Raw genomic sequence first — 22,832 nt, 5'->3', positions numbered from 1 at the left:
CGTCTCGACCGCCAGTGGAAGAAAATGATTGCTCATTTCTTTTTGCTGGCATTAAGTAAGAAAGATATATTTCAATCTTTCGTTAATGTCAATTTTGAATCCGAAGATTCGATTGTGTTTGTTCCACCGGCAGAACCGGTTTCCCAAACTGTATTTCGTTGACGTTTTGCTGTTCAGTTTTCAAGGTTCATTTGAAAGGAATTAAGTTACACTCCTTATTAGTTGTTTGCTATCGTTTCAGCAGCAACTCTTATATCATATCAAGTTGCACTCTTCTTGTCAACAACTATTTTCAATTTCTTTTTCGTTGTTTTCGTTTGTCGGATGTGCAACGTTATTAAATATAACAGCTCATTGAATAAAATGCAATACCTTTTCAAAAAAAGTTTCTTTCACTCCCCTAAGTAGAATTACATTTCACTTCTCTTTAATGAAGGGAGATGATAAATAGGTTAACTTTCTCCCATCTCATTTCAATATATAATACAAAAAAAGAAGTTATCGAAACGGTAAAATCAACCGTTTCAATAACTTCTTCATTATTAGGATTCGGAATCTTCTTCGTCAATAGTCTCAGATGAAGATACTATCCCCTCATTACTTTCGAAAGAATCTTCGCTTCCTTCAATAGTACTATCGTTTAATTCGTCTTCTTCGCCATCTTTTTCAACTTTAGCAACTGTCGCAACAAGTTCATCTTCTCCGAGACGTATTAAACGTACGCCTTGTGTACTCCGGCCAATAACGGAAATATCGTGTATGTCCATGCGAATTAGAATGCCATTAATAGTGATTAGCATAAGATCTTCCGTGCCATCTACTGTTTTCATTGCTACAAGTAAACCGTTTCGTTCTGTTATATGCAATGTTTTAAGTCCGTAACCACCGCGTGATTGGATACGATATTCCTCTTCAGGAGTTCGTTTTCCAAAACCTTTTTCCGTGACAACGAGGATTTCATCACCTTCTTGGACTGTATCCATTCCAATTGTAATATCACCTTCTCGCAAACGAATACCACGGACGCCGCCAGCTATTCGACCCATGGAACGGATATCCGTCTCATTGAACTTAATTAGCATGCCATCCTTTGTTCCAATAGCTATATTTTCCTCACCATTTGTCATCTTCACACCGATGAGTTCATCGTCTCCCCGTAGTGTAAGTGCGATTAATCCATTTGATCGGATATTGGCGAATTCAGCAATTGGTGTGCGTTTGACGACACCATTACGGGTAGCAAAGAATAAGTATTTATCAGCTTCAAATTCCTCAACGGGAATCATAGCTGTTACTTTCTCATCTTTATCGACACCTAATAGGTTGATGATTGGCAGTCCTTTCGCAGTTCGGCTAAATTCAGGTACTTGATAGCCTTTCGTACGGAATACACGGCCCCTACTCGTGAAAAATAGAATCGTATCATGTGTTGATGTGTTCAGGAGATGCTCGACAAAGTCATCATCATTCGTTCCCATCCCTTGTATCCCACGTCCGCCACGACGTTGGCTACGGTATGTGTTGGCAGGTAGGCGTTTGATGTAACCGTTATGTGTAAGTGTCAATACGGAGTTCTCGACTGGTATGAGATCTTCGTCCTCGATCATTTCTGCGCCACCTGTCGTGATTTCCGTTCTTCGTTTATCTGCAAAACGGTTTTTCACTTCAAGTAATTCTTCACGGATAATTTCAATCAGCTTCTCTTCATCTGCAAGAATTGCACGCAGTTCAGCGATAAGTAATTGGAGCTGGTTGTATTCATCTTCTATTTTGTCGCGTTCAAGTCCTGTCAAACGTTGAAGACGCATATCGAGAATAGCCTGTGCCTGACGGTCAGATAACTCGAATTGGTCAATCAATCCTGTTTTGGCTTCATCCGTAGTTTTCGATGCGCGAATAAGCGCAATAATTTTATCGATATGATCAAGCGCGATACGAAGCCCTTCTAAAATATGGGCACGATCTTCCGCTTTTCTCAATTCGAATTGTGTACGTCTACGAATGACAACCTTTTGGTGTTCGAGATAGTGATACAAAATTTCTTTTAGTGCAAGTATTTTCGGCTGGCCATCGACAAGTGCAAGCATGTTGACACCAAAACTTGATTGTAATGCCGTCTGCTTGTACAAGTTGTTCAACAGTACATTGGCATTTGCGTCGCGGCGCACATCCATAACAATTCGCATTCCTGTTCGATCCGATTCGTCTGCCAAATGTGTGATGCCGTCAATTTTCTTATCGCGAACAAGTTCAGCAATTTTTTCAATTAGGCGTGCTTTGTTCACTTGGAAGGGCAATTCATTGACAATAATTGTTTCCTTGCCGTTTGATTGTTGTTCTATTTCGACTTTACCACGGATGACAACAGACCCTCGACCCGTTTCATAGGCTCTTCTTATTCCACTGCGACCAAGGATTATACCTCCGGTTGGAAAGTCAGGACCAGGTATGATTTCCATCAGTTCCTCTGTCGTAATGGCAGGATTGTCGGCCAGTGCCAAGACAGCATCAATCGTTTCTCCGAGATGATGGGGAGGGATGTTGGTCGCCATTCCTACCGCAATCCCAGTTGTACCATTGACAAGCAAGTTCGGATAACGGCTAGGAAGAACAACTGGCTCCCTTTCTTGTCCGTCGTAGTTATCTTTATAATCAATTGTATCTTTATTGATATCACGTAAAAGTTCCATTGCGATTCGCGACATACGTGATTCCGTATAACGCATCGCAGCTGCAGCGTCCCCATCGACGGAACCGAAATTCCCGTGACCATCTACAAGCATATGGCGATAGTTGAAGTCTTGTGCCATCCGTACCATCGTTTCGTATACGGCACTATCACCATGCGGGTGATACTTCCCGATGACGTCCCCGACAATACGTGCGGATTTCTTATGTGGTTTATCGGCGGTGTTGCCAAGATCCTGCATCGCGTACAGAATACGACGGTGGACCGGTTTCAAACCATCCCTAACATCGGGAAGGGCACGTGAAACGATGACACTCATTGCATAATCAAGGAATGAAGCCTTCATTTCCGTACTTATGTTAATCCCCTGGACACCACGATTCGGCATATCTGCCATGTTGGTAAACTCCTTTCAACTCAACGATCCTATAAAAATGTAGATTAAGCGTCTAGATTTTTCACGTACATTGCGTTATCTTCGATGAATTTACGTCTAGGCTCGACGTCGTCGCCCATCAACTGTTCACATGTAGCATTAGCATCGAGTGGATCTTCGAGTTGCACCTGTAACAATGTGCGCTGGGCCGGATCCATCGTTGTATCCCATAATTGGGTTGCATCCATTTCCCCAAGACCTTTATAGCGTGTGATAACCGGTTTTGGTGTGGATGACATTTGATTAATAATCACTTGAAGCTCTTCCTCTTTATAGCAATACTCTTCTACTTTCCCTTGCTTCACGCGATATAACGGTGGCTGGGCGATATAGACGTATCCTGCTTCGATAAGCGGTCGCATAAAGCGGAAGAAAAACGTTAACATAAGTGTACGGATATGTGCTCCGTCGACGTCTGCATCAGTCATGATGACAATTTTATGATAACGGGCCTTTTCAAGTTTAAATTCATCGCCAATCCCTGTACCAAGTGCCGTAATCATCGCACGGATTTCTGTATTTCCTAAAATCCGGTCAAGTCGCGCCTTTTCAACGTTTAATATTTTTCCGCGAAGTGGAAGTATTGCTTGAAAATGACGATCACGTCCACTTTTTGCTGAACCGCCCGCCGAATCTCCTTCAACAATATATAGTTCGCTTATAGCCGGATCACGAGATGAGCAATCCGATAATTTCCCTGGAAGACTGGATACTTCAAGTGCAGATTTACGGCGTGTAAATTCACGTGCATTTTTGGCTGCAAGTCGTGCCCGTGCTGCCATAAGACTTTTATCGATGACTTGACGTGCCGTTGTCGGATTTTCAAGTAAGAATCGTTGGAATCCTTCAGAAAACAACGAATTTGTTATAGTACTCACTTCTGAGTTTCCAAGTTTCGTTTTTGTCTGTCCCTCAAATTGCGGATTTGGGTGTTTAATGGAGATGATGGCCGTCAAACCTTCACGGACATCATCTCCAGACAAATTCGGATCTGCTTCTTTCAGCATACCGTTTTTCCTGGCATAGTCATTAATAACACGTGTTAGTGCAGTCTTAAAGCCCGACTCATGTGTACCGCCTTCATATGTGTTGATATTGTTGGCGAATGAAAACAGATTTTCAGCGTAACCACTATTGTATTGCATTGCGATTTCAATCGAAATCCCATCTTTTTCACCTTCGATAAAGATAGGTTCTTCATGAATCGGTTCTTTGTTTTTATTTAGATGTTCGACATACGATTTAATGCCGCCCTCATAATAATAAGTGTCAGTCCGTTCTTCTTCGCCTCGCTCATCCGCAATCGTGATTCGAAGACTGCGGTTTAGATAAGCAAGTTCCCGTAGACGGTTTGCTAAAATATCGTACTCATACGTCGTCGTTTCTGTAAAAATTTCAGCATCTGCTTTGAAACGGGTTCTTGTCCCAGTTTCATCACTTTCACCTACCACGCAAAGTTCTTGCGTCAGATCTCCACGTTTGAACTGAATGAAATGGACTTTACCATCACGTCTGACATACACTTCCGTTGTTTCGGACAATGCATTGACGACGGAAGCACCCACACCATGCAGTCCTCCTGAAACTTTATAACCGCCACCGCCGAATTTACCTCCGGCATGGAGTACAGTCATGATAACTTCCACGGCAGGCCTGCCCGTGGACTCCTGAGTACCAACCGGAATTCCACGACCATTATCATCTACACGGATCCAGTCATCTTTTTCAATTGTTACTTCAATGTGATCACAATGGCCAGCTAGTGCCTCGTCTATACTATTGTCAACAATTTCCCAAACAAGATGGTGAAGCCCTTTCGAACTCGTTGTCCCGATATACATGCCTGGTCGTTTACGGACAGCTTCTAGCCCTTCAAGAACTTGAATCTGACTTGCATCATAGGTCATCTGTATATCTTTCTCTTCCATTGCCAAACTGTTCACCATTCCTTTCTGAACGTCTAACATTACATAATAAACGACACCTTTATATTAGCAGAAATAGAATAAAGTATAGGCACAATCATGATTACCCATTTCTAGCTACTACTCCTGCCACGACTTTGAATACATTCGCTTGACGGACTGTTTCATGATCAATCCCTGTTATATTCGTTGTTGTGATGATTGTCTGTACTTGTCCCTGAATCGTATTCAGAAGATGAGATTGTCTGTAATCATCAAGTTCAGACAGGACATCATCCAAAAGAAGTACAGGTGTCTCCCCGACTTCTTGTTTCACAAGCTCAATTTCCGCAAGTTTAAGGGACAGCGCCGTCGTCCGCTGCTGTCCTTGCGAACCATAAGTCTGAATATCATAGCCGTTCACGAAAAAGTGGAGGTCGTCTCTGTGAGGTCCAACTAGTGTCATGCCGCGTTCTAGTTCGCGACGTTTCACTTCAAGTAAGCGCTGACCCAGTATCGACTCCATTTGTTCCACGGTCTGTCCCGAATCGAACTCTTTTAGCGTCCCGTAAGATACTTTAAGTGATTCAATTCCGCGGGAAATTCCCTTGTGAATTGGTTCTGCCCATTTCTGTAAAAGTTCCATGAAATAAAATCGTTTACGAATAATTTGTACTGCTACTTGAATATACTGCTCTGTATAAACATCAAACATAACATCATTGAGTTCCAGTTTACCCCGATTACTTTTCAACAAAGCATTACGCTGTTTCAGAATCCTTTGAAATGTTGTGAGGTCATGTAGATAGACTGGTGAAATTTGACCGATTTCCATATCAAGAAAACGTCTGCGTACCTGTGGACTACCTTTTACAAGGTTTAAATCCTCTGGAGCGAACATGACGACATTTAACTGACCAATATAGAGACTTAGTCGTTTCTGTTCAAGATGATTGACACGGGCTTTCTTTCCTTTTTTAGAAATAATCAATTCTAGAGGAAGACGTCCATATTTACGCTGAATGCCCCCTTCTATTTTACCATATTCTTGGTCCCAACGTATTAATTCGCGATCGTTGGATGTACGGTGTGATTTTGCCATCGAGAGGACATAAATCGCCTCCATAATATTTGTCTTTCCCTGCGCATTCTCACCAATCAGGACATTTATTTGTGGAGAAAACGGTAGATCAAGGGATGTATAATTCCGATAATCGGTTAATACAAGCCGTTCAATGTACATCCGTTTGTCCATTCGGAATGCCATTCACTTTATATTTACCGACTCCCGGAATATTTACGATATCTCCATCACGGAGTTTTTTCCCACGGCGTTTTTCCTCCTCATCGTTGACATAGACTACATGTTCTTCAAGAAACCACTTGGCCATACCGCCAGAACTGATTGCATCCGTCATTTTTAAAATTTGACCAAGTGTTATGAATTCAGTATTAATTTCAAGCTCTTCCATCTGCCTCAACCCTTTTCAAGTTAGTATATCCTCTCATTTTACCTAACTTTCAACCGTAAGTAAAAAGGATAGTCCAATAAGTGACTATCCTTCGAGGTTTAGTATGTCCGTACAGGTAGAATTAGTTGCAATATCGAGTCGTCTTCAACTGATTTTAAGATGAATGGTCGCATCGCTCCGGCAAATTGGATTGAAACATCTTGTCCATCAATTGCTTTCAACGCATCCATCATATATTTTGCACTAAAGGAAAGTTTTAAATCTTCTCCTGTTACCCCAATTGCTTCGACCAATTCTTCAACTTTACCGACTTCCGGCGAATTAGAAGAAATTTCAATGACTTTCCCTTCATCCGCGGAAAACCGAACAATATTATTCCGTTCTTCGCGAGCAAGCAAGGAAGCCCTGTCAATCGCTTGAAGGAGTAGACGGCCATTTACGATTACTGTCGTTTTATACTCAATCGGTATCAGGCGAGAAGTATCTGGATAATTGCCCTCCAGTAATCGTGAATAGAATAGGACATTCCGTGTTTTGAATAACACCTGTTGATCGGCAATAACAATTTCTACAGGTTCCGTATTTTCCGGTAAGATTTTATTTAACTCTTGTAAACTTTTTCCTGGAATTACAACACTAAAAGGTACCGCAGGCATTTCCTCGGGCATAGTCAGTCTTCTTGCCAATCTGTGGCTATCCGTTGCGACACAAGAAAGACCGCGTTCATTGGCTTCCCAATGAACGCCTGTCAAAACTGGTCTCGTTTCTTGTTGAGAAACAGCGAATACAGTTTCCCGAATGATTGATTTCATTAAATCAGAAGGTAATGAAAAACTATATTCATCCTTCACTACGGGTAATACCGGATAATCTTCCGCATCTAGTCCAATCAAATGAAAATCAGATTTTCCAGATTGAATTTTGGTTTGTAATCCATTTGCAACTTCTATTGTCACATCATTCGTTGGTAGTTTTCTCACAATTTCACTAAAAACCCTTGCTTGTAAAACGATACTCCCTTTTTCTACGATGCGAATAATTTGTTCTCCATCTTCCTCAGCTGGAATGAAGGTGCATATTGTTATATCAGAATCACTACCTGTCATAGTTATTCCAGTGTCATTTACTTCGATTTTGATTCCAGTTAGAATCGGAATCGCTACCTTTTGACTAATTGCTTTCATTACGTCGCTCAATCCGTCAAGCAACCGGTCCCTCATGATTTCAAATTTCATTCCATACCCTCGCTTATATAATATTAGTTATTAATAAAAGTAGTAGTAATAGTAGTAGGGCCTGTGGAAAAGTGGATAACCCGAAATTTATCAGCGGTAAGAACGTTTTCCACATGTGTATAACCTGTTTATGAGTATGCATCTTTCACTTCATGTTATCCACAGATCAGCCTCGTCCAAGTACATTCTTTATATCTTGGACGTCTTGTTGAAGTGCCTGTTCATCTTTCAGCATTTTTGAAATCTTTTCGTGCGCATGTATGACAGTAGAGTGATCTCGGCCACCGAATTCTGATCCGATTTTAGGTAAGGAGGAGTCTGTAAGTTCTCTAGATAAGTACATAGCAACTTGACGAGGAAATGCTATTGCCCTTGTTCTTTTTTTTGCAGTGAAATCTTCCAGTCGAATATTGAAATGTTCTCCCACAGCTTTTTGTATATCAAGAATTGTTACTGTACGCGGTCTTGAGTTAGGAATGATATCTTTAAGTGCTTCAGCAGCAAGATCAGTATTAATATCTGTATTGACAAGTGATGAATAAGCGACTACTCGTATGAGTGCGCCTTCGAGTTCACGAATATTCGAGTCAATTTGGTTCGCAATGTATAGCATCACTTCGTTAGGGATATCAATAAGTCCATCCGCTTTCGCTTTTTTACGCAATATGGCGATTCGTGTCTCTAAGTCTGGAGGTGCTATATCTGTAATAAGTCCCCATTCAAAACGAGATCTAAGCCGATCTTCAAGTGTCGGGATTTCTTTTGGAGGGCGATCACTTGAAATGACGATTTGTTTTGATTCCTCGTGGAGTGTATTGAATGTATGGAAAAACTCTTCCTGTGTTTGTTCTTTTCCAGCGAGGAATTGAATATCATCTATTAGAAGCACATCAACGTTACGATATCGATCCCGAAACTCGACGGCTTTGTTATCACGGATTGAGTTAATGAATTCATTCGTAAACTTTTCGGATGAAAGATAGACGACTTTCGCTGATGGGTCCTGTTCAAGTACATAATGTCCAATTGCATGCATTAAGTGGGTCTTTCCAAGCCCAACTCCTCCATAGATAAACAATGGATTGTAGGCTTTTGCAGGCGCTTCAGCGACAGCAAGCGATGCTGCGTGGGCGAAACGGTTTCCTGAACCAATCACGAATGTGTCGAATGTATATTTTGAATTAAGCATGCCAGGTGTTGACGCCGATTTTACTTTTTCTACCGGATTGATAGTAGATTTAGGTAACATGAAATCATTTTCTTCCATATTTTTTGGAACAATAAAATGAATAATCCGGTCTTCACCGGTGAGCTCAGACAGAATACCAGTAATGAGATGTACATAATGGCTTTCAAGCCAGTCTTTCGCGAATGAATTCGGTGCGGCGATTGTAACATTTTCTTCACCGTATGAAATCAATTTTGTTGACTTTAGCCAGGTTTCAAAACTAGGTCTTGAAATTTTTTGTTCAACCTTTGATAATACTTCAATCCATAATTCTTCTAAGTGTTCCAATACTGTGCCTCCTTTACAATGAAGATTAAAAGCCTGAAGATATGTATTATACACATAATCTGCTCGTGTGGATAACATTTATACAAATTTGTTGAAAAAATTATCCACAACCTATCAACACTTGTGGATAACAAATATTTATGAAATTATATACACAAACAAAATCCATTTCATTGTAACAGGAAATGATAAGCATTACAAGGACTCTCATGGTTTATCCACAATGAAGAGGGATGTGGATGAATCCTTTATCCACAGGCCTTGGTATGTGAAAAAGATGTAGATAAGCACGTTGAGTAAAAAAACAAACAAAAAAGGTATGCACAACGTCATCGTAAAAAAGTTGGTGGAAGTGTGGATAACTTTGTAAGGTGAAATTCAGGGGGGAGAAATACGGGTTGACAACTAGATAAAAAAAGGTTGACATTTACTATGAAACCTCGATATACTAGTCAAGACTGTCACATATGTAAATAGACAATCAACGCAGGAGGTGTCTTAAAAGATGAAACGTACTTACCAACCAAATAAACGTAAACGTAGTAAAGTTCACGGCTTCCGTGCGAGAATGAGCACGAAAAGCGGACGTAGAGTTCTTGCAGCTCGTCGACGCAAAGGAAGAAAAGTGCTTTCAGCATAAGGCCACTGTTATCTCAGTGGTCTTTTTTTTTTAGGAGAAGGTTCAATTTGAACTATTATTTTACGTATAATTATAGTGACGGAGTAGGTGCATGATATGAATAAACGCCAACGGATCAAGAAAAATGAAGAGTTCCAGCAGGTATTCAAAAAAGGGAAGTCGTTCGCTAATCGGCAATTTGTCGTTTACTTCTATAGGAAAGAAGAGCAACTGGAATTCAGGATTGGCCTTTCCGTTAGCAAAAAAGTAGGGAATGCAGTAACAAGAAACCGAATTAAACGCTATTTAAGACAATCCTTTCTAGAAATGAAGGAAGAGCTTCGAAATGATATGGATTATGTTATCATCGCCAGACATCAGGCGGCCACACTGGATTTTCATGAAACTAAAAAAAACTTACAACATGTGTTACGGATTGCACGTGTACTAAAGAAGAAGTAGAATGATTGAATTTAAAATGATAAAATGAAATTATTAGCCAATATAACTTCACTATTAAAGAAGATACGATTTGGGGGAACCAATTTGAAAAAGAAATTAGGACTTGTACTTATGTTAACGGCTCTATCCATATTCCTGGCAGGGTGTTCAGAATTTAATAAACCAATCTACAAAGATAGTGAAGGATTTTGGAATGAATATGTCGTATGGCCATTAGTTTCTCTTATCACGACATTCAAAGATTTACTTGGATCTTATGGATTCGCAATTATTGCAGTAACCATCATCATAAGACTTGTTTTATTACCTTTGATGATAAAGCAGACAAAAAGCTCGAAGCGGATGCAAGAAATTCAACCTGAACTGAAGGCACTTAAAGAGAAGTACAAGTCGAAAGACGCTGTCACTCAACAGAAGTACCGTGAAGAAATGCAAAAAATTATGTCGGAACGGAAAATCAATCCCGCGGCGGGCTGTTTACCCGTCCTAATTCAAATGCCAATTCTCTTCGGTTTTTACCACGCTATCAGCCGAATGAACGTCACATACGACATCGGGAAGTTTCTTTGGTTTGAATTGGCAGCACCAAGTATTACATTTGCTGTTTTAGCCGGTTTAATGCAATTTGTCGTTCTTCGAACCGGACCAGCGATGGACAATCCACAAATGAAAGTGATGATGTATATCATGCCTTTCATGATTATGATTTTTGGTTCATTCCTTCCGGCAGCACTTGCACTTTACTGGGTAATTGGTAACTTCATTTCAATCATTCAAAATATCTTCATTTACAAACCATTTAAGAAAAAAGAAGTGGAGCCTGTAAAAGTGGGAGGCAAAAGAAAATGACAAGGATGACGCGAAGGGGCGCCACGGTGGAATTGGCAATCTCAGAAGCATTAATAGCACTCAGCGTGACGCGTGATGAAGTGGAAGTCGAAGTAATCGATAAAGGGAAAAAAGGATTTCTCGGTTTTGGTGCAAAAGAAGCTGAAGTGATTGTAACCACCGTAGACGTGAATAAACCTTCCGTCTTTGAAGAAATAGTGGAAGTTGTGAATGACATAGAAATTTCACAACATTTAGAAATCGAATCTACTAAACCTTCTGTAAAACAAGAGGAGGTATGTGTAGAAGGCTTATCTGATGAAGTTGCAATAGAAGACACTGAGCAATACTTAAAAAGTGTTGCAGTGGGAATGGGTATAGATGATCTTCAAGTGAGTCATGAAATTCATGGTAAATATGTCACCTTCCAACTGGAGAGTGCCAAGGCAGCACTTTTAATCGGTAAACGTGGACAAACATTGAACGCCTTACAGCAACTATCTCAACTGGTAACAAATAAAACTTCCAATCAATTCAAAATGGTTCGGGTTGACGTCGGTGATTACCGAGAAAGACGAGAACAATCATTGGAACAACTTGCTGAGAGAATGGCAGATAAAGCAGCTCGTACAGGTCGCAAAGTCCAACTAGAGCCAATGCCTTCGTACGAAAGAAAAGTCATTCATAATGCTTTATCAAATCGATTGGATATTGAAACCTATTCCGAGGGATCTGACCCACATCGGTATCTCGTTATTGAAGCGATGCGCTAAGAATAATGGAAATTCCACAAAGACGTATTTCATCTTTGTGGAATTTTTTTATACTAAATTTATGTGCAGTAAAATATTTACTGGTGGAAATTTCGATTTGTGGATAGTTTTCCATTTTCGTTTATCCACATTTTTTCAGTAGGGATACTATGAGGATGATCTGATTTGTGATAGTATATTATGTTAGAGAGTCGTGTCTGGAATAGGTTATCCACATGTGAGTAACTAAGAAAGTAAGGTGAAGCATATGCATTTTGATACAATAGCTGCCATTTCCACTCCGATGGGGGAAGGGGCGATTGCGATAGTTAGGCTAAGTGGGGATGAAGCAGTCCAAATTGTAGATTATATTTTTCGTTCACCGTCGGGTAAAAAACTAAAAGAAGAAAAATCACATACAATCCATTACGGTCATTTGACTGACCCTATATCAGGTGAAATTGTCGAAGAAGTGATGGTGTCCCTTATGAAGGCACCGAAGACATTTACACGTGAAGATGTCGTTGAGGTGAACTGTCACGGAGGACTTGTTACTGTCAAGCGGGTATTACAGCTTGTACTAAAAGAAGGAGCTCGTCTTGCAGAGCCAGGTGAATTCACGAAGCGTGCATTTCTCAATGGACGTGTGGATTTATCACAAGCTGAAGCAGTTATGGATCTAATCCGCGCAAAAACGGATCGTGCTATGAACGTTGCTTTGAATCAAATGGAAGGAAAACTTTCGAGATTGGTCGGGGAATTAAGACAAGCGCTTCTTGAGACGTTGGCACAAGTTGAAGTAAATATCGATTATCCCGAATATGACGATGTCGAAGAAATGACAGTTCCTCTTATGATTGAAAAAAGTACATGGGTGAAAAGTGAAATCGATAAGTTATTACACACCTCTTCACAAGGTAAAATTCTTCGTGAAGGGCTGTCAACCGTCATTATAGGAAGACCAAACGTAGGGAAATCTTCATTGTTGAATAGCCTTGTGCAAGAAAATAAAGCCATTGTTACCCACATAGCAGGGACGACGCGTGATATTATTGAAGAGTACGTCAACGTGCGAGGGGTGCCACTTCGCCTTGTTGATACTGCTGGAATCCGAGAAACGGAAGATATCGTTGAGCGGATCGGTGTCGAAAGATCGAGGCAAGTGTTAAAAGAGGCAGATCTCATTCTCTTGGTTCTCGATAGTTCCGAAGAATTACCGGAGGAAGATATCCGGCTTTTCGAAGCGGTGTCAGGAATGGATACAATTGTCGTTATCAACAAGACCGACCTTCCACAAAAAATAAATCTACCAAAAGTGATGGAACTAGTCGGTAACGGAAAAGTTGTCACAACCTCGCTTCTAAAGGACGAGGGTGTGGACGAATTAGAAGAAGCAATCGCCGGACTTTTTTTTGAAGGAAATATCGAATCAGGTGATTTAACATATGTTTCAAACGCAAGACATATCGCGTTATTACACAATGCGCGGGCGACAATTGAGGATGCAATAAATGCTGCAGAAGCAGGTGTCCCAGTGGATATGATTCAGATAGATGTCACCCGGACATGGGAAATCCTTGGTGAAATAATCGGGGACACTGTCCAAGAAAGTTTGATAAACCAACTGTTTGCACAATTTTGTCTCGGAAAATAGATAATAGAAGGAAGGATAGAAGAACATGCCAAAATTTGAAGCAGGCACGTTCGATTGTATAGTTATCGGAGCCGGTCATGCCGGTGTTGAGGCAGCGTTATCCGCCGCAAGGATGGGTGCATCAACTCTTGTACTTACAATGAACCTAGATATGATTGCCTTTATGCCGTGTAATCCGTCACTCGGTGGTCCTGCAAAAGGGATTGTTGTCCGTGAAATTGATGCACTAGGTGGAGCGATGGGGAAAGTCATTGACAAAACACATATCCAAATGCGGATGTTGAATACAGGAAAGGGACCCGCGGTACGTGCGCTTCGTGCACAAGCTGATAAAGTCCTGTACCAACAAGAAATGAAACGACTTCTAGAAGAACAGAAAAACCTGACTCTCCATCAAGGTATAGTTGAAGAATTGATTGTGGAAGACGGGGAAGTCAAAGGTCTTATCACTCAAGTAGGGGCAGTGTACCATGCAAAAACGGTCATTGTAACAACAGGGACTTTCCTCCGTGGTGAAATTATAATCGGGGATTTGAAGTATTCAAGTGGACCAAATAATCAGATGCCTTCAATTGGGTTAGCAGATAACTTGAGAGAACTTGGATTTGATACAGTTAGGTTCAAAACAGGTACACCGCCACGCGTCAATAGCAGAACAATCGATTATAGCAAAACTGAAATCCAACCAGGTGATGATGTACCACGGGCATTCAGTTATGAAACAACAGAGTTCATCATGGATCAATTACCATGTTGGCTTACACATACATCACCTAGAACACATGAAATTATCAATGAAAATCTTCACTTATCGCCCATGTATTCTGGGATGATTAAAGGAAAAGGGCCACGCTATTGTCCATCTATTGAAGATAAGATTGTCCGATTTGCTGATAAATCACGTCATCAGATTTTCTTAGAGCCTGAGGGTCGAAATACGAACGAAGTATACGTACAAGGATTATCGACAAGTTTACCTGAACATGTTCAGAGAATGTTGGTTGAAAGTGTTCCTGGACTAGAAAAGGCAGAAATGATGCGAGCCGGCTATGCAATTGAATATGATGCAATTGTTCCAACACAGCTATGGCCAACACTCGAGACGAAGAAAATTCGTAATCTATATACTGCAGGTCAAATTAACGGAACTTCAGGATATGAAGAAGCCGCTGCACAAGGCATTATGGCAGGCATCAACGCCGCTTCTTATGTGTTAGGCAAAGGAGAACGTGTTCTAGGGCGTGCAGATGCTTACATCGGTGTACTTATTGATGACCTTGTTACAAAAGGAACAAGTGAACCATATAGGCTCCTCACCTCGCGTGCTGAGTACCGTCTTTTATTACGTCACGATAATGCAGATATGCGCCTAACTGAAGTGGGATATGAATTAGGGTTGATTAGCGAAGAACGATATGAAGCTTATCTTGTAAAGAAACAGCAGATTGAAGAAGAAATTAAAAGGCTTCGAAAAATGACGATTAAACCTAATGAACGAGTTCAAGAAATTCTCCGTGAAACGGGAAGTGCAGAGTTAAGGGAACCAATGAAAGCGGTAGATCTTTTGAAGCGTCCTGAAATAAAATATGGGCAAATTGAAAGAATCATCCCACCAGATGAGAAAGTATCTGAAGATGTACAAGAACAAGTTGAAATATTCATTAAATATGAAGGTTATATTGGGAAATCATTGCAACAAGTTGATAAGATGAAGAGATTAGAAAATAAAAAAATTCCTGAGAATATCGATTATAATGCGATATCTGGTATTGCGACAGAAGCGAAGAGCATGTTGAATGAAGTAAGACCATTATCCATCGCTCAAGCATCTCGCATATCAGGCGTTAATCCGGCGGATATTGCAATTCTTCTGGTTTATATCGAACATGGGAAAATTGCTAAAGTATCAGGCTAAGTTGTTAGACTGATGCGGATGTTATTTCCGTATCAGTTTTTTTACAAGGGGGCAATATTGATGAATGAAGAGCAATTTGTAATCGCATTAAAAGAACAAGGAATCGAATTAAATGAAACACAAATAACGCAGTTTAACCGGTACTTCGAACTTTTAGTCGAATGGAATGAAAAGATGAATTTGACAGCCATTACGGATGCACCATCGGTTTATCTTAAACATTTTTACGATTCGATTACTGCTGCCTTTTATATCGACTTTAGCGAAAGAAAAACGATTTGTGATGTGGGAGCAGGCGCAGGTTTTCCAAGTATTCCTTTAAAGATATGTTACCCAAATCTCGATGTAACTATAGTTGATTCGTTGAATAAAAGAATTGGTTTTCTAACTTTCCTAGCTGAGGAATTGAACCTTGATAACGTGCAGTTTGTTCATGCTAGGGCTGAGGATTTCGGACAAAATCCCAAGTACCGTGAAAAATTTGATGTTGTCACTGCACGTGCAGTTGCACGTCTTTCCGTTCTTTCCGAATTATGTTTACCCTTAGTTAGACAAGGTGGTATATTTGTTTCTATGAAGGGTGCAGCAGCAATTGACGAGCTTAAAGATGCAAAGAAAGCGATTAACGTCTTGGGTGCAGTCATAAAAGAACAACATACATTCACTTTGCCGATTGAAAATAGTGAACGGAAGTTATTTGTGTTTAAAAAGGAAAAAATAACTCCTAAAAAGTATCCTCGCAAACCTGGAGTTCCAAATAAGTCGCCAATTTAATTTGATCAAATACGCCGGAGGATTTAACTTAACTCAGTCGGGGTTTGAACCCCTACTGAATTAAATTAAATTGTTTCACGTGGAACAATAGGTAAAGAGGATATATTATCTCTATGCCGAATTAAGATAGAAATAGGGAATAGTCTTGAAAAGGGTGGTGTAGAGAATGAAGAGTCCTTTTTCGCGTTTTTTTGGCAGTGGAGAAAAAGAGGAACCTCCACAAATAAGTGGGGTTCGTCAGCAAGAAATAATTGAACAAGTAGAAATAGATTCCATAGTGCCTAATAAATATCAACCTCGAACAGTCTTCTCCGAGGAAAAGATTGAGGAACTTGCTAGGACAATTCACACACATGGTGTCATCCAACCGATTGTTATCCGTAAAATCAATGGAAATCAATATGAAATCATTGCTGGAGAACGCAGATACCGGGCTATGAAAAAACTTGGCTGGACAGAAGTACCTGCCATCATAAGAGAATTAGATGATAAAGAAACGGCATCAATTGCTCTTATCGAAAACTTGCAACGTGAAGAATTGACTGCGATTGAAGAAGCATATGCTTATAAAAAGCTTCTTGAACTACATTCCTTGACACAAGAAGCACTGGCACAAAGACTTGGAAAAGGGCAATCGACAGTTGCAAACAAATTACGTCTATTGAAACTGCCTGAGGATATAAAAAATGCAATCATGAGAAAAGAATTATCTGAGCGTCATGCGCGTGCATTGATTCCATTAAAAGATAGTGATTTACAACTTCAACTTTATAAAGAAGTTATTGAACATCAACTGAATGTGAAACAGCTTGAAAATAGAATTCAACAGCTACTGAATCCTGAAGAGGAAGTAAAACAGAAAAAAAGAGCCCCACGAAGAAAATCGGTTAGTAAAGATGTACGAATAGCCCTCAATACAATCAGACAATCATTAGTTCTAGTTACGAAAAGTGGGATAGATGTGAAGACTGAAGAAGAGGATTCTGAGGATTTTTACACAATAACAGTAAAAATTCCAAAGAATAAGTAATAAAAACTCTTGCTAGACTGAAGCAAGAGTTTTTTTCTACATAAAAGCCCCACATGTACTGATTATTTGATAAACTAGAATAGAATGAAATATCAAGAGTTGGAAAGCAGGTGCAAGCATGGGCAGAATTATAGCAATCGCCAATCAAAAAGGGGGGGTCGGAAAAACGACAACATCCGTAAATTTAAGTGCTTGCCTTGCTCATATAGGCAAAAAGGTTCTTCTAATTGATACAGATCCGCAAGGGAATGCAACAAGTGGAGTAGGTGTTAACAAAGGAGATGTTCAACAATGTATTTACGATGTATTAATAGATGATGTCAACATTAAAGATGTAATCCGTCCAACAAAGGTGAAAAATCTTGATGTCGTTCCAGCAACAATTTCATTGGCAGGAGCAGAAATTGAGTTAGTCTCGACAATTTCAAGAGAAGTAAGGATGAAACATGCAATTCAGGAAGCGAAAGAATTATACGATTATGTACTTATCGATTGTCCACCGTCACTTGGATTACTGACGATAAATGCATTAACTGCATCGGACTCAATCATAATACCTGTTCAATGTGAATACTACGCATTGGAGGGATTGAGCCAATTATTAAGTACAGTTCGACTTGTCCAAAAACATTTAAATGAACATTTGATGATTGATGGTGTCTTGCTTACAATGTTTGATGCAAGAACGAATTTAGGAATTCAAGTTATCGAAGAAGTGAAGAAGTATTTTCAGGATAAAGTGTACAAAACAATCATTCCACGAAATATACGTCTGAGTGAAGCGCCTAGTCATGGAGAACCGATTATTATTTATGATTCAAAATCTAGAGGAGCAGAAGTATATGTAGAGTTGGCAAAGGAAGTGGTGCACAATGGCTAAAGGCCTTGGAAAAGGATTGAATGCTTTATTTCCCGGAGAGTCACTGTCAAAAGCAGAGACTGTCGAACATATTCATGTGAAGAGTATTAAAGCAAATGCGTACCAGCCCAGAAAAACATTTGATGAAAATGCAATTGAAGAATTAAGTGCTTCGATTAAAGAACACGGAATACTTCAACCAATAATATTGCGAAAAATAGGAATGACATATGAAATAGTAGTAGGTGAAAGACGTTTTCGCGCCGCTAAAATGGCTGGGTTGCAGGAAGTTCCGGCAGTAGTACGTGTATTTACGGATGAAGAATCGATGGAACTTGCAATTCTTGAAAACTTACAAAGGGAAGACTTGACACCGATTGAGGAAGCAGAAGCTTATCATAATCTTATGGAAAACTTAGGACTTACTCAAGAACAGCTAGCATTCAGACTAGGTAAAAGCAGACCACATATTGCAAATCATGTTCGTTTACTTTCATTACCTGAAAAGATAAGGAATTATATTTCTAAGGGAAAACTTTCAATGGGACATGGCAGAACATTATTGAGTCTTCGTAAGAAAGAACAAATCCCCCTTGTAGCGGAGCGTGTATTAAAGGAAGGATTTAACGTTCGCCAACTTGAAAGACTTATCCAAAGAATGAATGAAGATGTTCCACGTGAAACAAAACCTGAAAAGAAGCAAGAACTATTTTTAGCAGAACATGAGTCGAAGCTACGCGACTACTTCGGTACAAGTGTAACAATTAAGAAGACAAAGAATAAAGGGAAAATCGAAATCGATTTCTTTTCTGAAGATGATCTAGAAAGAATTCTTGAGTTGTTGAATGAATAAGTACATACCTATTTTGCGGAGTGTGCAAAATAGGTATTATTTTTAATGGTCGGAAGTGATGATTTGGTTTTATTTGGAACGATAGTGAACGTTTTGTTAATAATTGTAGGTGCATTTGTAGGTCGGTTTTTACATAATATCCCCGAACGGGTGAAAGAAACCGTCATGTATGGTATTGGGCTCGCTGTTACGGTCATCGGTATACAAATGACGTTTGAGAGTTCTCAGATTTTAATCGTCATTGTTAGTATCGTCATTGGGGCGGTTCTGGGTGAATGGATGGATATTGACAAAAAAGTGAACCAATTTGGACACTGGATAGAAAGAAAACTGCCGACAAGCAAAAAAGGTCCAGGTATAGCACAAGGTTTTGTTACGGCAACGCTTATTTTTGCCGTGGGCTCAATGGCGATTATCGGTGCAACTGACAGTGGATTGCGAAATGATCATGATGTCTTAGTCATGAAAGGGATTATTGATGGTTTCACATCTATCATTTTGAGTTCAACACTTGGAATCGGAGTCGCTTTCGCTGCTATACCTGTCTTTCTTTATCAAGGAATAATTACATTATTGTCGACCCAAATCAGTCGTTTCATTCCGGATGAATTGCTTAGTTACTTCATCTCTGAAATGACAGCGACTGGTGGCTTAATGATACTGGCTATTGGTTTGAATCTGATTGGGTTGACGAAAATAAGGGTTGCTAATTTTATTCCGGCTATTTTTGTCGTCGGAATTGTGGTCGGCATCGTTCATATTCTATGAATGATGGCGACCGTAGGCGAGTTGCAGCGCACGGGCAACTACCCGACTCATTTCAAACGGAAGGTGTAAACGTGTGCTTTGCAGGACAGCATGTTCCATAAAACCTGCAATGTTGACGACACCTTTAATAGCTACATCTCCGATAGGCGGTAGTTCTTTCCCGACAGCTTTACCCGGCTGAATAGGACCGTTGTGGAAGAGTACGTGACCGATTGAGCTGCCTTGTCCAAGGCAAGCATCGATTGCGACGATGAAGGCAGAGGGATTAGACAGACGTGTCTCATCAATCTTTTGTTGCAGATTGAGTGCGTGCAATGGTCTTTCTAGTGTCCCAACTATTGGAAAGGGAAATAGTCTAGATTCGGAAAGATGGGAACCCGTCAATGGACCGAGTGCATCACCGGTGGAGCGGTCGGTTCCGATGCAGAAAAAAATAAGTTCTTCTGTATCAAAAGGAATGTGTTGGAGAAAAAATGTGCTTAATTTCCAAACAGCTCCTATATCCTGGTAGTGGATTCGGTAATCGTATGTTGAAGGAAGAGTGGCTCGCATGAAATGACCCCATTTCTGTTAGTAGTCTGGGTTACTGGAATAAGATCCAGTAGGTTGAATAAACGATCTAATCGAGTCTACGCTTATTGAAGGCCAATTATACGGAAGGGGGAGAATTGTGAATCTAACTACTAAGGTGAATGTAACCGAAGAGGCAGAAAAATTGGAGAAGGTTTTGTTCAGTCAAAAGTTTTGGATTGACCTGGGTACGACCTCACTAAGAATCGTGTTAATACTTATATTTGCTGTACTTGCCGTGAAAATCGGTAAGGTAATCATTCGCCGCCTTTTCAGATTGAAGTTGAAGGGGCCGATTCGTAAATCGGAGCGGCGTGAGAATACGTTGCTGAAGCTATTGGAAAACACGATATCATATGTAGTTTATTTTTCTGCAATTCTTGCTGTATTGACGGAATTTGATATAGATGTAAAAGGACTATTAGCTGGGGCAGGAGTGCTTGGACTTGCTGTCGGATTTGGAGCGCAAAGCTTAGTGAAAGATGTGATCACAGGTTTTTTCATCCTCTTTGAAGATCAATTTTCTGTTGGGGACTATGTAAAGATTGGGATAGCTGAAGGATATGTGGAAGAAATCGGGTTGCGGACAACGAAAATCAAAAGCTTCACAGGTGAAATATATATATTGCCAAATGGCTCCATTATTCAAGTGGTGAATTACTCTCTGGAAAATTCGCTAGCAATCGTTGATGTGTCAATCCCATTTGACGTCGAGGTGAATCGAACGGAAAAACTGATTGAATATTATCTCACCATTGTTTCGCAGGATAAAGCAGATTTTATTAACAAGCCGAAACTCATTGGAGCGCATGATTTTACGGAAACGGAAATGATTGTCCGCATCATTGCGGAAACGAAACCGATGCGGCATTATGATTGCGCAAGATTGATTGGCATCGGATTGAAAGATTATCTAGAGAAGGAAGGCATCACTATCCCGTATCCGAATCTAGTGACGAAATCACTTACCGATGTATAGACCATATATAAAGGAAAGGGTTGTGAATGAAGAATGGAAGTAAAAGAATTCAATTTGAATGATATTGTGGAAATGAAAAAGCAACATCCATGTGGAACGAATGCGTGGAAAGTCATCCGGATGGGCGCGGACATCCGTGTCAAATGTGAAGGGTGTGGGCATAGCGTCATGATTCCGCGCAACGAATTCTCTAAGAAGATGAAAAAAGTGCTTGTTAAGTCTGAATCTTGAACATTCGAAACTCTGTGCTATCCTTAGAATGCGAATGGACATCTAGGGCTGTTGTCCTTATAATGATAGAGTTGTGTAGGAGATAAACGAATAATTAATATAAATGAAAGGTTGTGGAACGAATGGCGTTAACAGCTGGCATCGTAGGTCTTCCGAATGTAGGGAAATCGACACTATTTAATGCAATTACCAAGGCCGGAGTAGAGGCGGCAAACTATCCGTTTTGTACAATAGATCCAAACGTAGGAATTGTTGAGGTACCTGATGAACGACTTCAAAAACTAACAGAACTCGTTACACCGAAGAAAACAGTACCCACTGCATTCGAATTTACGGATATTGCGGGAATCGTTGAAGGAGCGAGTAAAGGGGAGGGTCTAGGAAATAAATTCCTTTCTCATATACGTGATGTGGATGCAATCTGCCAAGTTGTCCGCTGTTTTGTTGACGAAAATATTACACATGTATCTGGGAAAGTGGATCCGATTGATGATATTGAAATTATTAATCTTGAGTTAATTCTTGCGGACATGGAAAGTGTTGAAAAACGGTTGATGCGTGTTTCGAAAATGGCGAAGCAGAAAGAAAAAGAAGCGATGGCAGAAGAACCTGTATTAATTAAATTGAGGGAAGCATTTGAGGACGAGAAACCGGCTCGCTCAGTCGAGTTCACGGACGAGGAATACAACCTTGTCAAAGGGATGCACCTTTTAACAATTAAACCGATGTTATATGTCGCCAATGTTGCTGAAGATGAAATAGGGAACGCGGATAATAATGAATATGTCAAAACAGTTCGTAAATTCGCAGAAAATGACAATGCACAGGTAATCGTAGTTTGTGCAAAAATCGAGGAAGAGATGGCTGAACTTGAAGATGAGGAAAAGGAAATGTTCCTTGAGGAACTGGGCATAGAAGAATCAGGCCTTGACCAACTCATTAAAGCTGCATATCAATTACTTGGATTTGCAACATACTTTACAGCGGGGGTACAGGAAGTCCGTGCTTGGACGTTTCGTAAAGGGATGAAAGCACCACAATGTGCTGGTATTATTCATACCGATTTTGAACGAGGGTTCATCCGTGCCGAAACAGTTGCATACGAAGCACTTGTCGAAGCGGGTTCTATGGTTGCGGCAAAAGAGGCGGGTAAAGTCCGTCTCGAAGGAAAAGAATATGTCGTTAAAGACGGCGATGTCATGCTATTCCGTTTTAATGTCTAATAGAAAAATTAAGCCGAACCAGGATTTCTAAGGATCATGGTTCGACTTTTTTCTATTATTGGC

At 40.2% G+C, this 22,832-nt stretch carries 21 protein-coding genes; 14 read left to right on the top strand and 7 right to left on the bottom strand.

Annotation, left to right across the window (positions count from 1 at the left end):
• Positions 1 to 542 precede the first annotated feature (542 nt).
• From gyrA to dnaA, 6 genes are all read right to left on the bottom strand, one after another.
• Positions 543 to 3,086, bottom strand: a complete 2,544-nt coding sequence (gene gyrA / locus H4683_RS17740) for a DNA gyrase subunit A (protein WP_192600166.1) — start codon at positions 3,084 to 3,086, stop codon at positions 543 to 545.
• 44 nt (positions 3,087 to 3,130) lie between these two features.
• Positions 3,131 to 5,053, bottom strand: coding sequence for a DNA topoisomerase (ATP-hydrolyzing) subunit B (gyrB, locus tag H4683_RS17735; protein ID WP_192600171.1), 1,923 nt, complete (start codon positions 5,051 to 5,053; stop codon positions 3,131 to 3,133).
• A 100-nt stretch (positions 5,054 to 5,153) separates the two neighbouring features.
• On the bottom strand, positions 5,154 to 6,272 hold the full coding sequence (gene recF / locus H4683_RS17730) for a DNA replication/repair protein RecF (protein WP_192600170.1): 1,119 nt from the start codon (positions 6,270 to 6,272) through the stop codon (positions 5,154 to 5,156).
• Positions 6,262 to 6,501 (bottom strand): S4 domain-containing protein YaaA, encoded by a 240-nt coding sequence (gene yaaA / locus H4683_RS17725; protein WP_192600165.1) that lies wholly within the window; start codon positions 6,499 to 6,501, stop codon positions 6,262 to 6,264. The genes recF and yaaA overlap by 11 nt, the downstream gene beginning before the upstream one ends.
• A gap of 98 nt (positions 6,502 to 6,599) precedes the next feature.
• Positions 6,600 to 7,736 (bottom strand): DNA polymerase III subunit beta, encoded by a 1,137-nt coding sequence (dnaN, locus tag H4683_RS17720; RefSeq protein WP_192600164.1) that lies wholly within the window; start codon positions 7,734 to 7,736, stop codon positions 6,600 to 6,602.
• A 166-nt stretch (positions 7,737 to 7,902) separates the two neighbouring features.
• On the bottom strand, positions 7,903 to 9,252 hold the full coding sequence (gene dnaA, locus H4683_RS17715) for a chromosomal replication initiator protein DnaA (protein ID WP_192600163.1): 1,350 nt from the start codon (positions 9,250 to 9,252) through the stop codon (positions 7,903 to 7,905).
• 505 nt (positions 9,253 to 9,757) lie between these two features.
• Here dnaA and rpmH point away from each other — a divergent pair.
• The 11 genes from rpmH to H4683_RS17660 all read left to right on the top strand — a co-directional run bounded on the left by rpmH (position 9,758) and on the right by H4683_RS17660 (position 19,766).
• Entirely contained in the window at positions 9,758 to 9,892 is a 135-nt protein-coding gene (gene rpmH, locus H4683_RS17710; protein ID WP_192600162.1) for a 50S ribosomal protein L34, read from the top strand.
• Between the two features lie 96 nt (positions 9,893 to 9,988).
• Positions 9,989 to 10,333, top strand: coding sequence for a ribonuclease P protein component (rnpA, locus tag H4683_RS17705; RefSeq protein WP_192600161.1), 345 nt, complete (start codon positions 9,989 to 9,991; stop codon positions 10,331 to 10,333).
• Between the two features lie 84 nt (positions 10,334 to 10,417).
• Entirely contained in the window at positions 10,418 to 11,182 is a 765-nt protein-coding gene (yidC, locus tag H4683_RS17700; protein ID WP_192600160.1) for a membrane protein insertase YidC, read from the top strand.
• Positions 11,179 to 11,934, top strand: coding sequence for an RNA-binding cell elongation regulator Jag/EloR (jag, locus tag H4683_RS17695; RefSeq protein ID WP_192600159.1), 756 nt, complete (start codon positions 11,179 to 11,181; stop codon positions 11,932 to 11,934). Before yidC ends, jag begins: the two co-directional genes overlap by 4 nt.
• 247 nt (positions 11,935 to 12,181) lie before the next feature.
• Positions 12,182 to 13,567, top strand: a complete 1,386-nt coding sequence (gene mnmE / locus H4683_RS17690; RefSeq protein ID WP_192600158.1) for a tRNA uridine-5-carboxymethylaminomethyl(34) synthesis GTPase MnmE — start codon at positions 12,182 to 12,184, stop codon at positions 13,565 to 13,567.
• Between the two features lie 25 nt (positions 13,568 to 13,592).
• Positions 13,593 to 15,482: a tRNA uridine-5-carboxymethylaminomethyl(34) synthesis enzyme MnmG gene (mnmG, locus tag H4683_RS17685; protein WP_192600157.1), complete on the top strand. Its 1,890-nt coding sequence runs from the start codon at positions 13,593 to 13,595 to the stop codon at positions 15,480 to 15,482.
• 60 nt (positions 15,483 to 15,542) lie between these two features.
• Positions 15,543 to 16,256 (top strand): 16S rRNA (guanine(527)-N(7))-methyltransferase RsmG, encoded by a 714-nt coding sequence (gene rsmG / locus H4683_RS17680; protein WP_192600156.1) that lies wholly within the window; start codon positions 15,543 to 15,545, stop codon positions 16,254 to 16,256.
• A 166-nt stretch (positions 16,257 to 16,422) separates the two neighbouring features.
• The gene (gene noc, locus H4683_RS17675) at positions 16,423 to 17,286 is read left to right on the top strand and encodes a nucleoid occlusion protein (RefSeq protein WP_192600155.1); all 864 of its coding nucleotides are present in this window, start codon (positions 16,423 to 16,425) and stop codon (positions 17,284 to 17,286) included.
• A gap of 118 nt (positions 17,287 to 17,404) precedes the next feature.
• Positions 17,405 to 18,166, top strand: a complete 762-nt coding sequence (locus tag H4683_RS17670; protein WP_192600154.1) for a ParA family protein — start codon at positions 17,405 to 17,407, stop codon at positions 18,164 to 18,166.
• A complete protein-coding gene (locus tag H4683_RS17665; protein WP_192600153.1) occupies positions 18,159 to 18,998 on the top strand; it encodes a ParB/RepB/Spo0J family partition protein in 840 nt (279 codons plus the stop codon). The genes H4683_RS17670 and H4683_RS17665 overlap by 8 nt, the downstream gene beginning before the upstream one ends.
• A gap of 63 nt (positions 18,999 to 19,061) precedes the next feature.
• The gene (locus tag H4683_RS17660) at positions 19,062 to 19,766 is read left to right on the top strand and encodes a DUF554 domain-containing protein (protein ID WP_192600152.1); all 705 of its coding nucleotides are present in this window, start codon (positions 19,062 to 19,064) and stop codon (positions 19,764 to 19,766) included.
• Here the strand turns inward: H4683_RS17660 and yyaC are convergent.
• Complete coding sequence (yyaC, locus tag H4683_RS17655) at positions 19,761 to 20,318, bottom strand: spore protease YyaC (protein WP_192600151.1); 558 nt, start codon at positions 20,316 to 20,318, stop codon at positions 19,761 to 19,763. The genes H4683_RS17660 and yyaC overlap by 6 nt on opposite strands.
• Positions 20,319 to 20,436: 118 nt before the next feature.
• Here yyaC and H4683_RS17650 point away from each other — a divergent pair, with 118 nt between their 5' ends.
• The 3 genes from H4683_RS17650 (at position 20,437) to ychF (ending at position 22,769) form a co-directional block, all read left to right on the top strand.
• Positions 20,437 to 21,315, top strand: coding sequence for a mechanosensitive ion channel family protein (locus tag H4683_RS17650; protein ID WP_338062496.1), 879 nt, complete (start codon positions 20,437 to 20,439; stop codon positions 21,313 to 21,315).
• 33 nt (positions 21,316 to 21,348) lie between these two features.
• The gene (locus H4683_RS17645) at positions 21,349 to 21,546 is read left to right on the top strand and encodes a DUF951 domain-containing protein (RefSeq protein WP_192600150.1); all 198 of its coding nucleotides are present in this window, start codon (positions 21,349 to 21,351) and stop codon (positions 21,544 to 21,546) included.
• 122 nt (positions 21,547 to 21,668) lie between these two features.
• Entirely contained in the window at positions 21,669 to 22,769 is a 1,101-nt protein-coding gene (gene ychF, locus H4683_RS17640) for a redox-regulated ATPase YchF (protein WP_192600149.1), read from the top strand.
• The last annotated feature ends 63 nt before the right edge of the window (positions 22,770 to 22,832 follow it).

Source organism: Sporosarcina limicola (assembly GCF_014873855.1).
GTDB classification, from domain to species: domain Bacteria; phylum Bacillota; class Bacilli; order Bacillales_A; family Planococcaceae; genus Sporosarcina; species Sporosarcina limicola.
Note: the sequence above shows the minus strand (reverse complement) of the source record. Positions and strands in the feature narration are given on the sequence as shown.

Bases quoted from the DNA above. Each gene is read 5' to 3' on its own strand.
- mnmE (WP_192600158.1), top strand. From the start codon at position 12,182: ATGCATTTTGATACAATAGCTGCCATTTCCACTCCGATGGGGGAAGGG.
- recF (WP_192600170.1), bottom strand. From the start codon at position 6,272: ATGTACATTGAACGGCTTGTATTAACCGATTATCGGAATTATACATCC.
- yaaA (WP_192600165.1), bottom strand. From the start codon at position 6,501: ATGGAAGAGCTTGAAATTAATACTGAATTCATAACACTTGGTCAAATT.
- gyrA (WP_192600166.1), bottom strand. From the start codon at position 3,086: ATGGCAGATATGCCGAATCGTGGTGTCCAGGGGATTAACATAAGTACG.
- H4683_RS17645 (WP_192600150.1), top strand. From the start codon at position 21,349: ATGGAAGTAAAAGAATTCAATTTGAATGATATTGTGGAAATGAAAAAG.
- rsmG (WP_192600156.1), top strand. From the start codon at position 15,543: ATGAATGAAGAGCAATTTGTAATCGCATTAAAAGAACAAGGAATCGAA.
- yyaC (WP_192600151.1), bottom strand. From the start codon at position 20,318: ATGCGAGCCACTCTTCCTTCAACATACGATTACCGAATCCACTACCAG.
- mnmG (WP_192600157.1), top strand. From the start codon at position 13,593: ATGCCAAAATTTGAAGCAGGCACGTTCGATTGTATAGTTATCGGAGCC.
- noc (WP_192600155.1), top strand. From the start codon at position 16,423: ATGAAGAGTCCTTTTTCGCGTTTTTTTGGCAGTGGAGAAAAAGAGGAA.
- rpmH (WP_192600162.1), top strand. From the start codon at position 9,758: ATGAAACGTACTTACCAACCAAATAAACGTAAACGTAGTAAAGTTCAC.
- H4683_RS17665 (WP_192600153.1), top strand. From the start codon at position 18,159: ATGGCTAAAGGCCTTGGAAAAGGATTGAATGCTTTATTTCCCGGAGAG.
- H4683_RS17670 (WP_192600154.1), top strand. From the start codon at position 17,405: ATGGGCAGAATTATAGCAATCGCCAATCAAAAAGGGGGGGTCGGAAAA.
- dnaN (WP_192600164.1), bottom strand. From the start codon at position 7,736: ATGAAATTTGAAATCATGAGGGACCGGTTGCTTGACGGATTGAGCGAC.
- ychF (WP_192600149.1), top strand. From the start codon at position 21,669: ATGGCGTTAACAGCTGGCATCGTAGGTCTTCCGAATGTAGGGAAATCG.
- rnpA (WP_192600161.1), top strand. From the start codon at position 9,989: ATGAATAAACGCCAACGGATCAAGAAAAATGAAGAGTTCCAGCAGGTA.
- gyrB (WP_192600171.1), bottom strand. From the start codon at position 5,053: ATGGAAGAGAAAGATATACAGATGACCTATGATGCAAGTCAGATTCAA.
- jag (WP_192600159.1), top strand. From the start codon at position 11,179: ATGACAAGGATGACGCGAAGGGGCGCCACGGTGGAATTGGCAATCTCA.